Here is a 12,829-nt window from a genome sequence, read left to right as displayed (position 1 = left end):
TGGTATACCCGCTTGCCCTGGTCATAAATCTGGGTAGAAAGGCAGCGTGCCGTGCAATTTACATAGGTACATTCTTTCCAGGTTTCGATGGGGTCAAACAGCGTGATTCCGTGCTGTGTTTCCACCGTTTCGTCTGCCATGGTGATCAGGTCGGCCATGGCCTTGCCGTCCTCATCATAAATTCGCCAGACTTTTTTCAGGCAGGGAATGGTCATTTTTTCGGCCGATTCCGACAGCTTCATCTTCGGGGTATAGCTGCCGTCCTCTTCCTTGACTGCAGCCAGCTTATAAACGCCCCCGAACACAGGGTCCGACTTGGCGGTGATCATATTTTCGCCGATTCCGAAGCTGTCCACCCGTGCACCCTGCAGAATCAGGTCCCGCACAATATACTCATCCAGACTGTTGGAAGCGCAGATGGTGCAATCGGGGTAGCCTGCCTCATCCAGCATCTTGCGCGCTTTCTTGGAAAGGTAGGCAATATCGCCGGAGTCAATGCGGATTCCCTTGGGGCGCTTACCCATGGGCTTGAGCACCTCATCAAAGACTTTGATGGCATCGGGCACACCGTGGCGCAGTACGTTGTAGGTATCTACCAGCAGCACACAGGCGTCGGGGTACATTTCCGCGTACTTTTTGAAGGCGTCATATTCGCTGGGGAACATCTGGACCCAGCTGTGTGCCATGGTTCCGGAAGCCGGAATTCCAAAGTCGCGGGCTGCCATAACACAGGAGGTGGAACCGCAGCCGCCGATATAGGAAGCACGCGCACCGAAATAAGCTGCATCGTACCCCTGCGCACGGCGGGCGCCGAATTCCATGACCGGCCGGCCCGCAGCCGCCCGTACAATGCGGTTGGCTTTGGTAGCAATCAAACACTGATGGTTGAAGGTAACCAGCAGCAGTGTTTCCAGCAGCTGGCATTCAATGGCCGGGCCTTCCACCGTTACAATGGGTTCCTGCGGGAAGATAGGCATGCCTTCTTCAATGGCCCAGATATTGCAGTGAAGCTTGAAATCGGCCAGGTACTGCAGGAACTTTTCATCAAAAGTATGGGTGGACCGAAGATAATCAATATCCTCCTCGGTAAATTCCAGATGGTCAACAGCATCAATGAACTGCTGCAGGCCTGCCATGATGGCGTAGCCGCCGCCATCCGGCACACGGCGGAAGAACATATCGAACACAGCGATCTTGTCCTGGTATCCTTCATCAAGATAGCCGGCGGACATGGTCAGCTCATAAAAGTCCGTCATCGTCGTCAAGTTGCGTTTTACGTCCAGCATGGTAAATACCCTCCAGATGGATTCCTCCAAGAACTTATTTGCCTTCGCTTTCCCGGCTCCATACGCCCAGAATGGAAAGCACCCATATGAATGCATACACTGCCACCACAGCCATCGTCAGCATGATGACAACTTTGAAATAGGTGCTGGAGAAAAATTCTCCCACACGGGAAATGGTATACAACATCTGATTGCGGGAAACATCGCTGCCGGCGATCAAATCCACGGTGCCAATGCTTTCTCCCTCAATGGTAAGCGTTACGGTGCCTACCACATCGCCCTGTTTGATGGGAGCGGTAAGGTGGTCCGGCAGGTTAAAGACCTGCTCCGTCAGAGCCGCGCCGCCTTCGCGGGGCAGCAATGTCATCATGTCATCGGCAGGATACAGCATAATGGTGTCTGTTTCCGTAGAATAGACGATTCGGCTTTCCGTAATAGGCTGGGTGGTATCCAATGCCGGTGCGATGGTGTAGGTGGCATAGACCCAGTCCATCAGGGTACCGGTTTCCAGCAACGCCGGGCGTCCGCCCTCTTCGTCGGTGGCATTGGGCACATTCAGCACAACGCTGATATAATTTTCTCCATCCTGGCTGTGCCAACCCGCAAAGTTCTGCCACTCGCCCAGGCTGCCGGTTTTGCCGCCCTTGGTATAGGCCCGGTAGTAACTGGTGTTGCAGACCATCTTGTTGGTGTTCTGGATGATGTAGGTTCCCGGCGTAGGGTAGTTGTCGTTGGTGCCCATATCATAACTGGGCGTTGCCATGACGGTGGCCACCACATCGTAAGCCGTCAACGCACGCAAAATCAGGTAGGCATCCTTGGCGGTGGTGACGTTCCCCTCTCCCAGTCCGCAGGGATCGGTGAAAGTGGTGCCTGTACAGCCGATGGCGGCCGCCTCGTCGTTCATCATGGCCACGAAGTTGTCGATACTGCCGCCGCCCATATAATCGGCCACGATATACGCCGCCTCGTTGGCACTTGGCAACAGCATGGCGTACAACAGGTTGCGCAGTGTCTGGGTATCACCCCGACGAATATCCGCCGTGGATGCGTTGGTCGTCTGTTCCCAGATCAAGTCATAAATATAACTGGGCGCCGTCACCGAGATGGTATCCAGCTGATCCTGGTATTGCTCCAGCATCAGCAGGCAGGTCATCATCTTGGTCAGGCTGGCCGCCTGCAGCTGCGTATCGCTGTTTTTGTCGTATACAACAATGTTGGTATCCAGATTTACAACATAGGCAGCCGGTGCAGTCAGTTCCGGTGCGTCCGCGGACAATGCACTGGTCTCCCCCTCTGCCGCAACCGGCAGAACCAGAACAAAGGTGAGGAGAACGGTGCACAGCAGCGCGCAGATTTTTTTCATAGGCATGCAATTCCTCTGGTTAACAGGTTTCTATGGTTATTGTTTAGTATAGCAAATTTTCCCCGGAAATAAAAGGGATTTGCAGATTTAATTCATCGCACCAGCGGTGGCAAAGAGCCTCTCTACCTCATCGGAAAGCGCCCGATGGGCAGGATCGATCAGGTTGGGGTCTGCTGCCAGCAGCGCTTTGGCCTCCTGCTGGGCCACGCGCAGGGTACGGGTGTCCTGCACCAGATCCGCCACACGCAAGGTGGGCAAGCCGTGCTGGGCCTGGCCGAAGAAATCACCGGGGCCGCGTGTTTCCAGGTCGTATTTGGCCACGGCGAAACCGTCAGCGGTATGGCAGAGAAAACGCAGCCGTTCCCGCACGGAGTCATTCTCGTTATCCGAAATCAGGATGCAGCAGGAATCCGCCGCGCCACGCCCTACCCGGCCGCGCAGCTGGTGCAAGGCCGACAGACCGAAACGTTCGGCGTTTTCGATGACCATGACCGTTGCATTGGGCACATCCACGCCCACCTCGATTACCGTGGTGGAGACCAAAACATCCAGTTCCCCTGCTTTGAATTGCTGCATCACATCGTCTTTTTCTTTCGGCTTCATTTTGCCATGCAAAAGTCCGATGCGGCGGTTGGGCAGCAAGGCACAGGCCACTTCCGCATAATAGGTATTCACAGCCTGCATCCCGGTGTCCATTTCGTTTTCCTCAATGGCGGGGCATACAATATATACCTGATGTCCGGCTTCGATCTGTTTGTCCAGAAAGCCGTACATATCCCGGCGTTTTTTGCCGTTGATAAACCAGGTCTTGATGGGCTTGCGTCCGGGCGGCAGTTCGTCCAGCACCGAAATATCCAAGTCCCCATACATCAAAAGTCCCAGCGTGCGAGGTATGGGGGTCGCGCTCATAACCAGCAGATGCGGGCTTTGTGCCTTACCGGCCAGCAGTCCGCGCTGGCGCACACCAAAGCGATGCTGTTCGTCCACGATGGCGAGTCCCAGGTTTTTGAATACCACGGTATCTGTCAGTACCGCGTGGGTTCCCACCACCAAACCGGCCCGGCCATCGGCAATGGCTGCCAGCGCAATGCGCTTTTCGCTGGCTTTCATACCGCCCACCAGCAACGTCACATTGATGCCAAAGGGTTCCAGCCGGTCTGCCAGCGTAGCCGCATGCTGGCGCGCCAGAATTTCGGTAGGTGCCAACATGGCGCTCTGCCATCCGTTTTGGGCAGCGAACCAAATGGCCGCTGCCGCCACCAGCGTCTTACCGCTGCCAACATCCCCCTGCAGCAGCCGGTTCATAGGCACCTCACCACACAAATCATGGGTGATTTCCTCTGTGGCGTGGCGCTGAGCACCTGTAGGGGCATAGGGCAAGCTGCCCCAGAATGGGTCCAAATGCAGCGGCCGCATCGGCGCGCTGGTTTGCCGCCTGCCGTGACTGCGCAAAAGGAAAATACCGATTTGCAAAAGATACAATTCTTCAAAAATCAAACGCCGTCGGGCCGCCGCCAGATCTGCCTGATCTTTCGGTTCATGGACGGCCCGGACTGCTTCTGCCTTGGAAGGCATTTTATAGCGCACCAAAAGTTCCGGCGGCAACGGGTCCTGCAACTCCTGCACATAAGCCAAAGCGGTATGGGCACAATTGGCCTGGCGGGAAGCCGGAAGCCCTTCGGTGCCATGGTACACCGGTACAAATGGGCTGACTGCCACCTGGGCTTCGGTGCGCACCAGCGGATGCAGCAATTCCCGGTGGGTAAGGTTCCCGCCCACGCGGCCTTCAAAATAATAGGTCTGGCCCACAATCAACTTGTCTGCCGCGTAGGACGCATTGAACCAGGAGAGCGTCAGCACCCCGGAATCATCCGCCGCCAACACACGGTTGAGCACACGTCCGCCTTTGATTCTTCTGGCCGGTTCTTTCTGCAATACAGTTGCTTTCACACAGCAGTCCACATCATAGGGGGCCGAAGCTACTGTGTAGGGCTGGGAATAATCAATATATTTGCGCGGATAGCAAAGCAACAGATCCCGGATGGTCAAAATACCCAGCTTTTCAAATTTTTTTGCAAAAGCCGGTCCAACCCCTTTCAGGTATTGAACAGAACTGTCAATGGTTGCCATGCGGGACCTCCTTTCTGATTCTTATGATTTTCTGTTCCGGCCATATATAAAAAAGGCGAACTCGGAACGTTCCCAAATTCGCCTTTTTGTAACTTTCGGTTGCCGCTTACTCTACGGAAATCATGTAGTAGTAAACCGGCTGGCCACCGCTGATATGGCTGACTTCGATATTGCCGCCGCACTTGGCGCGTACCAGTTCAGTAGTATGCTCGGCTTCCTCGTCACTGACATCGCAGCCGGAAATCACCGTGATGAACTGGGTATCCTTCTTGCGCATGGCACGGGCCAGGCGGTAGGTCACCTTGACGATGTCCGTACCGGTCGCCACGATCTTACCATTCTCCAGGGCCATGATCTCGCCCTTCTTGATGGGCTTGCCGTCAAACTCACTGTCGCGGGCAGCATAGGTCACCAGACCGGTGCTCACATGGTCAGCAGCCTGCATCATGTTCACGGCATTGTCATCCGGCTTTGCCTCAGGATCAAAGTTCAGCATAGCCGTCATGCCCTGGGGCACGGTACGGGTGGGCAGCACAATGACCTTGCGGTCTGCCAGCTTCTGCGCCTGTTCAGACGCCATGATGATGTTCTTGTTGTTGGGCAGCACCAGAACCGTTTTGGCCGGTACGCTCTGAATCGCCGCCAAAATATCCTCCGTGGAGGGATTCATGGTCTGACCGCCGCTGACAACGGCATCCACACCCAGATCCGTAAAGACACTCTTCAGGCCTTCGCCGGCAGCAACCGCCACAAAGCCATACTCACGCTCGGGATCAACCGCGGCATAGGTAAACTCGGTGCCCTGCTTTTCTTCTGCCTGGGCCTGCTTTTCCAGCCCCTTCCCCTGCTTCTGGCGGGCCAGGAACTGCTCATGCATGTTCTCAATCTTGAAATCGGTCAGGTAACCATACTTGATGGCCTCGGACAGCATCATGCCGGGATCGGAGGTGTGCACATGGCAGTTGGCCACATCCTCATCTTCGATGACCACCACGGAATCGCCGTTGGATTCCAGGAAGGCGCGCAGACGGGTAACGCTGGCATCGGCATTCTTATGCAGCAGGAACTGGGTGCAGTAACCGTTCTTGATGTCCTCTACCTTCATCAGGTCATCCGTAAAGACACCCTTGCCGGCAGCCTCGCTGGAAACTTTCGGCTTGGCGGCAACTTCTGCACCGGCAATGATCTCACCGCCGTCGAACACCTGCTTCATGCCCTCAAAGACCACCAGAATGCCCTGGCCGCCCGCATCCACTACGCCAGCCTTTTTCAGCACCGGCAGCAGATTGGGGGTGTCATCCAGCGCAGCCTGGGCAGCTTCCAGCGTGGCATCCCACATAGCAGGGATTTCCATTTCGGTGCACTGCTGGGCTTTTTCCGCCGCCAGACGGGTAACGGTAAGAATGGTACCTTCGGTAGGCTTCATGACCGCCTTGTAAGCAGCTTCCACGCCCATCTGCAGCGCGGCTGCCAGGTCGGCGGCGCTGGCCTCGGTCTTGTCTTTCAAAGCTTTGGAAAAGCCGCGGAACAACAGGCTGGTGATAACACCGGAGTTGCCGCGGGCACCGCGCAGCATGGCAGAAGCAGCGGTCTTGCTGGCTTCTGCAACGGTGCAGCTGTCGGGCAGGGCTTCCAGCTCACGGGTAGCAGCGCCCACCGTCATGCTCATATTGGTACCGGTGTCGCCATCCGGAACAGGGAAAACATTCAGCTCATCCACGCGGGTGCGCTGGTTGGCAATATTGTTGGCGCCGGAAAGAATGGCGTCACGCAGGATCTGGCCAGTAATCATCGTATGTTACACCTCATGTCTTAGTCTGCCAAAATATCATCTACATACACATCAATGCGTGCCACCTTCAGGCCGGTAGCATGCTCAACCTCGTCTTTGACGCGGTGGGTGATGCTTTGCGTGATGGTAGAGATATTGAGCCCATACCCCACTTTAATATGCAACGCGATGACCAGCCGACCGCCCTCTTGCGTGACGGCCACGCCCTTGGGCGGCAGACTGCCGGTGCGCAGTGCGTTGCGTACAACGCTTTCCGCAGGGGCCTGGCCCATAGCGGCAATACCGTAACATTGCTTGGCAGCCTGTTCCACCAAACCGGAGAAATAGTCGTTGGTCAAAGAGATATGTCCGTAAGGATTCACCTTGGTGATCATCTGCGATCCTCCTTTGTTGGGCTTAATTAGGTTTATTATACACCACTTTTCCCTGTTTGAACAGTCTTTTTTCAAGAAAAATCTGACCCTTCGTTTTTTAACATTCCATTCACAAAGTTTACAGGCCGAACGTATATACTGGTTATAGAAGCAACACCACTACCAAAAGGAGTGCACCACCCCATGAATCTTTTGTTCTTTTTGACGCCCAAACAGGACGTATTGTACATTTATGAAGATTTTTCTTTGCGTCAGACCCTGGAAAAATGGGCCAATCAGCGGTTTGCTACCATTCCCGTGCTCAAGCGCAACGGTGAATATGTGGGAACCATTACCGAAGGTGACATACTTTGGGGCATGAAAACACTGCACGGGCTTGACCTGGAAGCCAGCGAAGATGTTCCCATTGCCAGTTTTCCCCGTCGGCGGGACTACAAAGCCGTTACGGTCACCACCGACATGCCTACCCTGCTGCGGGCCGCCATTGATCAGAACTTTGTTCCGGTGGTAGATGACCGCAATGTTTTTATCGGCATGGTACGACGTACGGTCCTGCTGAAAGAAATGTACGGCAAGTACGCAGGACTTCCGCAGGACAAACGCCCGCGCGGTGGCGTACAGCGCCAGACTGCCTCCACTTCTTTTTGACAACCATCCTCCCGTTTTTCCCCAGCAGCGCGATGCCGCAAGGCATCGCGTTTTTTTGTTGGGCAACAAAAAAACACCGCATGGCGGTGAAACCATGCGGTGTTCAATACAGCTTGGAAACTGAATTACTTCAGCTCGACCTTGGCGCCGACTTCTTCCAGCTTCTTCTGGATCTCTTCGGCGTCGGCCTTGGAAGCCTGCTCCTTCAGCTTGGCATCGGGAGTCTCGACGAGCTTCTTGGCCTCCATCAGGGAAGCGCCGGTCAGCTCCTTGACGGTCTTGATGACCTGCATCTTGTTGGCGCCAACGTCCTTCAGGATGACGTCGAACTCGGTCTTCTCTTCCTCAGCGGGAGCGGCAGCAGCGCCGGCGGCAGCGGGAGCAGCAGCGGCAACAGCGGAAACGCCGAACTCCTCGCAGATGGTGTCAACGAGCTCTTTGAGCTCCAGAACAGTCATAGTCTTAACAGACTCGACAATGGCAGTGATCTTCTCAGAAGCCATGGTAGTTACCTCCATTTAATTTTGAAATAATTCAAGCGGCACATAGAGTTTGTGAGCGCTGTGCCGGGACGCTCAAGCAGCTTGATCTAAAATCAGGCAGCGGGTTCTTCCTGCTTGTCGGCAACAGCCTGCAGGGCCACAGCCAGACCGCCGATGATCCCGTTGAGGGAGCCGGCCAGCATGGAGAGCAGACCCTCGCGGTTGGGCATGGTAGACAGGCTCTTGACGCCAGCAGCGTCCATAACCTGACCGTCGCAGAAGCCACCCTTGACAATAAAGCGCTTGGACTTGTCGGCATCGGCAAACTTGCACAGGATGCGAGCAGCAGCAGCCGGGTCCTCCGGAGACAGAGCAATCGCGGTGTCACCCTTGAAGCAGTCGGTCAGAGCCTCGTACTGGGTACCCTTGACAGCCAGACGCAGCATGGTGTTCTTGACGACCATGTAGTGCACACCGGCTTCGCGCAGTTCCTTACGCAGCTTGGTGTCATCGGCCACGCTGATGCCGTTGTAAGCAACGACAACACCAGCCAGAGAAGAAGCGATCTCCTCGTTCAGGGCCTTGACAAGAGCCTTCTTGGATTCCAGAATCTTTGCACTGGGCATTTGAATTTCACCTCGTTCCACTTACAGTTTGGTAACGGTAAGCGGGCTTTTCGTGTAAATGAAAAAGCCCCTTTCCCGTCGCCGGGAAAAGGGCTTGATAGCACAGCAATCAAACGCACGTTTCTCGGCAGGTGGGTTTCCCCATTATGCCTTGCGGCACCTGCTGTCTTAAAAACAGCTCAATTAGTATAGCACGCGAACGTGCGTTTGTCAAGCTTTTTTCTGAATCAGCTTATTGCTGGAATCAGACACCGTACTTGTTGGTAGCAACGCGGACGCCGGGGCCCATGGTGGTAGCCACGGTAGCGCTCTTGAAGTACTGGCCCTTGGCAGCGGCGGGCTTCGCCTTGGCAATGGCCTCCAGAACGGTGTCCAGGTTGGTCATGAGCTTCTCGGCGCCGAAAGAGGCCTTGCCGATGGGCACATGGATGATGTTCTGCTTGTCCAGGCGGTACTCGATCTTACCGGCCTTGGCATCGGTAACAGCCTTGCCAACGTCGGGGGTAACGGTGCCAGCCTTGGGGTTGGGCATCAAGCCACGGGGGCCAAGGATTTTACCCAGGCGGCCAACGCGGCCCATCATGTCGGGAGTGGTAACCAGAACGTCGAAGTCCAGGTAACCGCCCTGGATCTTGGCGATCAGATCGTCATCACCGACCTCCTGCGCACCGGCAGCCTCGGCAGCCTTGGCGGCGTCGCCCTTGGCGATGGCGATAACGCGGACGTTCTTACCGGTACCGTTGGGCAGAACAACGGCGCCGCGGACCTGCTGGTCAGCGTGGCGGCTGTCAACGCCCAGACGGACGTGCAGCTCGACGGTCTCGTCGAACTTAGCGGTCGCGGTCTTGCAGCACAGCTCCAGGGCCTCGGCCGGATCATAAGTCTTGCTGCTCTCGATCAGTTTGGCAGCATCGGTATATTTCTTGCCGTGTTTCATTGCTTATTCCCCTCCTGTTCAACCCTCAACGGTAACGCCCATGCTGCGGGCGGTGCCCTTGATCATGCTGACGGCAGCCTCCAGAGAGGCGGCGTTCAGGTCGGGCATCTTGGTCTTGGCGATCTCCTCGGCCTGAGCCAGGGTGATGGAGCCGACCTTGTTCTTGTTCGGAGCACCGGAAGCGGTGTCGATGCCGGCAGCCTTCTTGATCAGAACGGGAGCCGGGGGGGTCTTGGTAATGAAGCTGAAGGAGCGGTCAGCGTAAACGGTGATAACGACGGGGATGATCATGCCCATCTGGTTCTTGGTACGCTCGTTGAACTCCTTGGTGAAGGACATGATGTTAACGCCCTTCTGGCCCAGAGCAGGACCAACGGGGGGAGCCGGAGTCGCTTTGCCGGCGGGGATTTGCAGCTTGATGTAGCCAGTGATTTTCTGTGCCATGATACTTGCACCTCCAAATTTTGTGGTGAGTTGCGGCCCGCGGTGCAGGCCTCCCACGGGTATGCGACCACCGCATACCCTATAAAAACCGTACCCCGGGTCAAAGCCCGTTCGCGGTTCTTACCGGAAATTGCTGAAACGTCCTGAGAAGTTTCTCAGAACAGTTTGACCTGATGGAGCTCCAGTTCTGCAGGCAGCTCGCGGCCAAACATGGTGATTTTGACGCGCACCTTGCGCGCGGGGATGTCGATTTCCTCGACCGTACCGACGGAACCTTCCATCGGGCCGGCGGTGATTTCGACGGTATCGCCGACTTTATAGTCGACCTGCAGTTCGGCTGTGGTCTCGACCCCCATCTTGGCAACCTCTGCCTCGGTGAGCGGCTCGGGCTTGGACTCCGGGCCGACAAAACCGGTGCAGCCGCGCGTGTTGCGCACGATGTACCAAGTGCTGTCGTTCATGACCATCTTAACAAAGACGTAACCGGGGTAAAGCTTGTGCTGGACTTCCTTTTCACCGGTTTTGTTGCCGGTCTTATCCAGCACTTCCTCGATCACCGTCTCGGTCGGGACCTTCACGTCGCAGATCAGATCCTGCAGACGGCGGTTTTCGACCATCGTCATCAGGTCCTGTGCGACCTTGTTTTCGTAGCCGGAATAGGTATGCACCACATACCAGTTTGCCTGTTCAGCCATTGGTCATTACCTCCGCTCAAGCGCTCAGGCGCCGACCACTAGATGGATCGCGCCGCCGAAGATAAGATCCAGCACAATCAGAACGAGTGCCGCGATCAGCACCACCGCGATAACCGTGATGGTATTGGTCTTGACATCCTTCTTGCTGGGCCAGACGACCTTTTTCATCTCGCTCTTCGTATCTTTGAAATACTTTGCGATGCCTTTGAAAAAGTTCTTGACCTTGCCAAAAAACGAGGTCTTTTTCTTTTTGTCGCTTTGAGCCTGGGCTGCGGTGTTCGAAGATTTCTTATCCGCCATCTCTAAGCTCCTATCCTCACTTGGTTTCGCGGTGAAGGGTATGCTTCTTGCAGAAACGGCAATACTTCTTCATCTCAAGACGATCCGGAGAATTCTTCTTGTTCTTCTCCTTGTTGTAGTTGCGCTGCTTGCACTCGGTGCAAGCCAGGGTGATCTTGACAGTCATTGTTCGGCACCTCCATTATCGGTTAATAAGCCTCCCTCGCGCTTACGGGCTGCCCCCGAAAAAGGGCATAAAAAATAAACCCGCAAAAGAGGTGCTATCATAATAGCACAACCGCGGGTTTAAGTCAAGCACAAAGCGCGATTTTTTGCTGTTTTTCTCTACAGCGGAACGTACTTTATGCCGGTTGCAGCGGGATATCGATCTCCTGCTGCAGGGTAAAGCTGTAAATGGTCAGCCTGGTCACCGGGACACCCAGCCGCAAAGCAAAGGCATGGCGGTACAACTGCAGCTGTGCCGCATATTCCTTTTTATAAAAGTCCGGGTCCCGGCTGGCATCGGTTTTGTAGTCACAGATCTCGGCATGGTCATCAAAAACCAGCACAAGGTCCGCAATGCCCTGCACCAATACTTCCGCTTCGCATCCCGCCGCTTCCGGGGTGACGCGGGAAGCCGGCAAGGCTGTGATAAACGGTTCTTCGCGCAAGACCCGCCGGGCGGCACGGATGCGCCGCCAGACGCTGCTCTCGAAGAAAGGCTGTACCCGTTCCAGATCCAGTTTGTCCGCCAATGCAGGGTCCAGCAGTTTGCGGTCTTTCTGGCGCTGTACTTCTGCCTGCAGATCGGGTGCGGGACCGTCAAAGGGAACGCTCTGCATAAAAGCATGGATGGCCGTGCCCCGTTCCGCTCCCGTCATGCCGCCTTTTTGCAGAAAGGCCGGGCGCTCCAGCGCCACCGGCCGCGCCGCATGGGCCACCGCACTGACACTGACTTTGGCCGGGATTTTTTGCAGCGCCGTGCGAGGATTCTTCCATCGGAACGAGGCTTCCACCGCCTGGCGCAGTGCTTCGTCCTGTTGCTGTATCGCCGGCGCTTCGGTTTCGCCGGCTGCTTCGGGCACCGGAAGCAGCTGTACTGTCAGGGGTGTCTGGTCCGGCAGATGATGCGGCAGCAGCGCCGTATGGGCCCACAACTCGTCGCTGTTGGGATGCAGCAGTACCGCTGTGAGCAGCCATCCCGCCCAGTTGTTCATCCCCTGCATGGCTTCCGGGCCCGTAGCTTCGGCTGCTGCGCAGAGGGCCGGTGTTTTCAGTGCCGTATCCGTCTTTTTCAGCGGGATCGTCACGATCAGAGCATCCTGGGCGCGGGTCAGCGCCACATACAGCACCCGCATTTCTTCGCTGAGCGTTTCGGTCCGGATGGCCTGCGCCAACGCCGCATAGGGCAGCGTTTTATATCGCTTGGCGGTCTGCCCTGCCCGCAGCATAACACCTACACCCAATCGGCTGTGGGTCAGCACGGGGCGAATGGCATCGCTCTGGTTGAACTGGTGAGAGGTATTGGCCACAAACACCACCGGGAATTCCAGACCCTTGGAACGGTGCACCGTCATGATGCTGACACATCCGGGACGGGTCTGTCCCCCGCCGCTCTGCGTAAGACCTCCGTTGGCCGCTGCGGAATCCATGGCCCGTACCAGCGCAGAAAGTCCTGCGCGCCCGGCACTGCCGGCCCAGGCCACAAAAGATTGCAGATCTTCCCGGCAGCGGGCTCCTTCCGGCATGGCACCCACTGCTGCCAGATAA

Annotated in this window: 14 protein-coding genes and 1 other annotated feature; of the genes, 1 reads left to right on the top strand and 13 read right to left on the bottom strand. The window is 56.1% G+C overall.

Features of this window, described 5'->3' with window-relative positions:
- The 5 genes from H6B10_RS07525 to H6B10_RS07505 form a co-directional block, all read right to left on the bottom strand.
- A partial coding sequence (locus H6B10_RS07525) for a nicotinate phosphoribosyltransferase (RefSeq protein WP_204651025.1) occupies nt 1-1,286 on the bottom strand: 1,286 nt, incomplete at its 3' end.
- A 34-nt stretch (nt 1,287-1,320) separates the two neighbouring features.
- Entirely contained in the window at nt 1,321-2,652 is a 1,332-nt protein-coding gene (locus H6B10_RS07520) for a D-alanyl-D-alanine carboxypeptidase family protein (protein WP_204651024.1), read from the bottom strand.
- Between the two features lie 87 nt (nt 2,653-2,739).
- On the bottom strand, nt 2,740-4,782 hold the full coding sequence (gene recG, locus H6B10_RS07515) for an ATP-dependent DNA helicase RecG (protein WP_204651023.1): 2,043 nt from the start codon (nt 4,780-4,782) through the stop codon (nt 2,740-2,742).
- Between the two features lie 106 nt (nt 4,783-4,888).
- Nucleotides 4,889-6,574 (bottom strand): DAK2 domain-containing protein, encoded by a 1,686-nt coding sequence (locus H6B10_RS07510; RefSeq protein WP_204651022.1) that lies wholly within the window; start codon nt 6,572-6,574, stop codon nt 4,889-4,891.
- 20 nt (nt 6,575-6,594) lie between these two features.
- Nucleotides 6,595-6,948, bottom strand: a complete 354-nt coding sequence (locus H6B10_RS07505) for an Asp23/Gls24 family envelope stress response protein (RefSeq protein ID WP_204651021.1) — start codon at nt 6,946-6,948, stop codon at nt 6,595-6,597.
- A gap of 183 nt (nt 6,949-7,131) precedes the next feature.
- Between H6B10_RS07505 and H6B10_RS07500 the strand changes: the two genes are divergently transcribed.
- Nucleotides 7,132-7,596 carry a CBS domain-containing protein gene (locus H6B10_RS07500; RefSeq protein WP_204651020.1) on the top strand — a complete coding sequence of 155 codons (465 nt, stop codon included), beginning with the start codon at nt 7,132-7,134 and terminating at the stop codon, nt 7,594-7,596.
- A 125-nt stretch (nt 7,597-7,721) separates the two neighbouring features.
- On the opposite strand, the gene rplL is transcribed toward H6B10_RS07500, so the two are convergent.
- From rplL to H6B10_RS07460, 8 genes are all read right to left on the bottom strand, one after another.
- Nucleotides 7,722-8,099 carry a 50S ribosomal protein L7/L12 gene (gene rplL, locus H6B10_RS07495; protein ID WP_204651019.1) on the bottom strand — a complete coding sequence of 126 codons (378 nt, stop codon included), beginning with the start codon at nt 8,097-8,099 and terminating at the stop codon, nt 7,722-7,724.
- A 92-nt stretch (nt 8,100-8,191) separates the two neighbouring features.
- On the bottom strand, nt 8,192-8,704 hold the full coding sequence (rplJ, locus tag H6B10_RS07490; protein ID WP_204651018.1) for a 50S ribosomal protein L10: 513 nt from the start codon (nt 8,702-8,704) through the stop codon (nt 8,192-8,194).
- Between the two features lie 51 nt (nt 8,705-8,755).
- Nucleotides 8,756-8,895 (bottom strand) — a sequence feature (ribosomal protein L10 leader region).
- Between the two features lie 53 nt (nt 8,896-8,948).
- Entirely contained in the window at nt 8,949-9,641 is a 693-nt protein-coding gene (gene rplA / locus H6B10_RS07485; RefSeq protein ID WP_204651017.1) for a 50S ribosomal protein L1, read from the bottom strand.
- 18 nt (nt 9,642-9,659) lie between these two features.
- On the bottom strand, nt 9,660-10,085 hold the full coding sequence (gene rplK / locus H6B10_RS07480; RefSeq protein WP_204651016.1) for a 50S ribosomal protein L11: 426 nt from the start codon (nt 10,083-10,085) through the stop codon (nt 9,660-9,662).
- Nucleotides 10,086-10,240: 155 nt separating this feature from the next.
- Nucleotides 10,241-10,780: a transcription termination/antitermination protein NusG gene (nusG, locus tag H6B10_RS07475; RefSeq protein WP_204651015.1), complete on the bottom strand. Its 540-nt coding sequence runs from the start codon at nt 10,778-10,780 to the stop codon at nt 10,241-10,243.
- 24 nt (nt 10,781-10,804) lie between these two features.
- Nucleotides 10,805-11,080, bottom strand: a complete 276-nt coding sequence (secE, locus tag H6B10_RS07470) for a preprotein translocase subunit SecE (RefSeq protein ID WP_204651014.1) — start codon at nt 11,078-11,080, stop codon at nt 10,805-10,807.
- Between the two features lie 16 nt (nt 11,081-11,096).
- Nucleotides 11,097-11,246 (bottom strand): 50S ribosomal protein L33, encoded by a 150-nt coding sequence (rpmG, locus tag H6B10_RS07465; protein WP_007046681.1) that lies wholly within the window; start codon nt 11,244-11,246, stop codon nt 11,097-11,099.
- Between the two features lie 175 nt (nt 11,247-11,421).
- A partial coding sequence (locus tag H6B10_RS07460; protein ID WP_204651013.1) for a 3'-5' exonuclease occupies nt 11,422-12,829 on the bottom strand: 1,408 nt, incomplete at its 5' end.

Origin of the sequence: Gemmiger formicilis (assembly GCF_016901605.1) — a bacterium.
Taxonomy (GTDB): domain Bacteria; phylum Bacillota; class Clostridia; order Oscillospirales; family Ruminococcaceae; genus Gemmiger; species Gemmiger formicilis_B.
The sequence above is the reverse complement of the archived record's forward strand: the minus strand, read 5'-3'. Positions and strand labels throughout refer to the sequence as shown.

Bases quoted from the DNA above. Each gene is read 5' to 3' on its own strand.
- secE (WP_204651014.1), bottom strand. From the start codon at position 11,080: ATGGCGGATAAGAAATCTTCGAACACCGCAGCCCAGGCTCAAAGCGAC.
- H6B10_RS07500 (WP_204651020.1), top strand. From the start codon at position 7,132: ATGAATCTTTTGTTCTTTTTGACGCCCAAACAGGACGTATTGTACATT.
- rplA (WP_204651017.1), bottom strand. From the start codon at position 9,641: ATGAAACACGGCAAGAAATATACCGATGCTGCCAAACTGATCGAGAGC.
- nusG (WP_204651015.1), bottom strand. From the start codon at position 10,780: ATGGCTGAACAGGCAAACTGGTATGTGGTGCATACCTATTCCGGCTAC.
- recG (WP_204651023.1), bottom strand. From the start codon at position 4,782: ATGGCAACCATTGACAGTTCTGTTCAATACCTGAAAGGGGTTGGACCG.
- rpmG (WP_007046681.1), bottom strand. From the start codon at position 11,246: ATGACTGTCAAGATCACCCTGGCTTGCACCGAGTGCAAGCAGCGCAAC.
- rplK (WP_204651016.1), bottom strand. From the start codon at position 10,085: ATGGCACAGAAAATCACTGGCTACATCAAGCTGCAAATCCCCGCCGGC.
- rplJ (WP_204651018.1), bottom strand. From the start codon at position 8,704: ATGCCCAGTGCAAAGATTCTGGAATCCAAGAAGGCTCTTGTCAAGGCC.
- H6B10_RS07520 (WP_204651024.1), bottom strand. From the start codon at position 2,652: ATGAAAAAAATCTGCGCGCTGCTGTGCACCGTTCTCCTCACCTTTGTT.
- rplL (WP_204651019.1), bottom strand. From the start codon at position 8,099: ATGGCTTCTGAGAAGATCACTGCCATTGTCGAGTCTGTTAAGACTATG.
- H6B10_RS07510 (WP_204651022.1), bottom strand. From the start codon at position 6,574: ATGATTACTGGCCAGATCCTGCGTGACGCCATTCTTTCCGGCGCCAAC.
- H6B10_RS07505 (WP_204651021.1), bottom strand. From the start codon at position 6,948: ATGATCACCAAGGTGAATCCTTACGGACATATCTCTTTGACCAACGAC.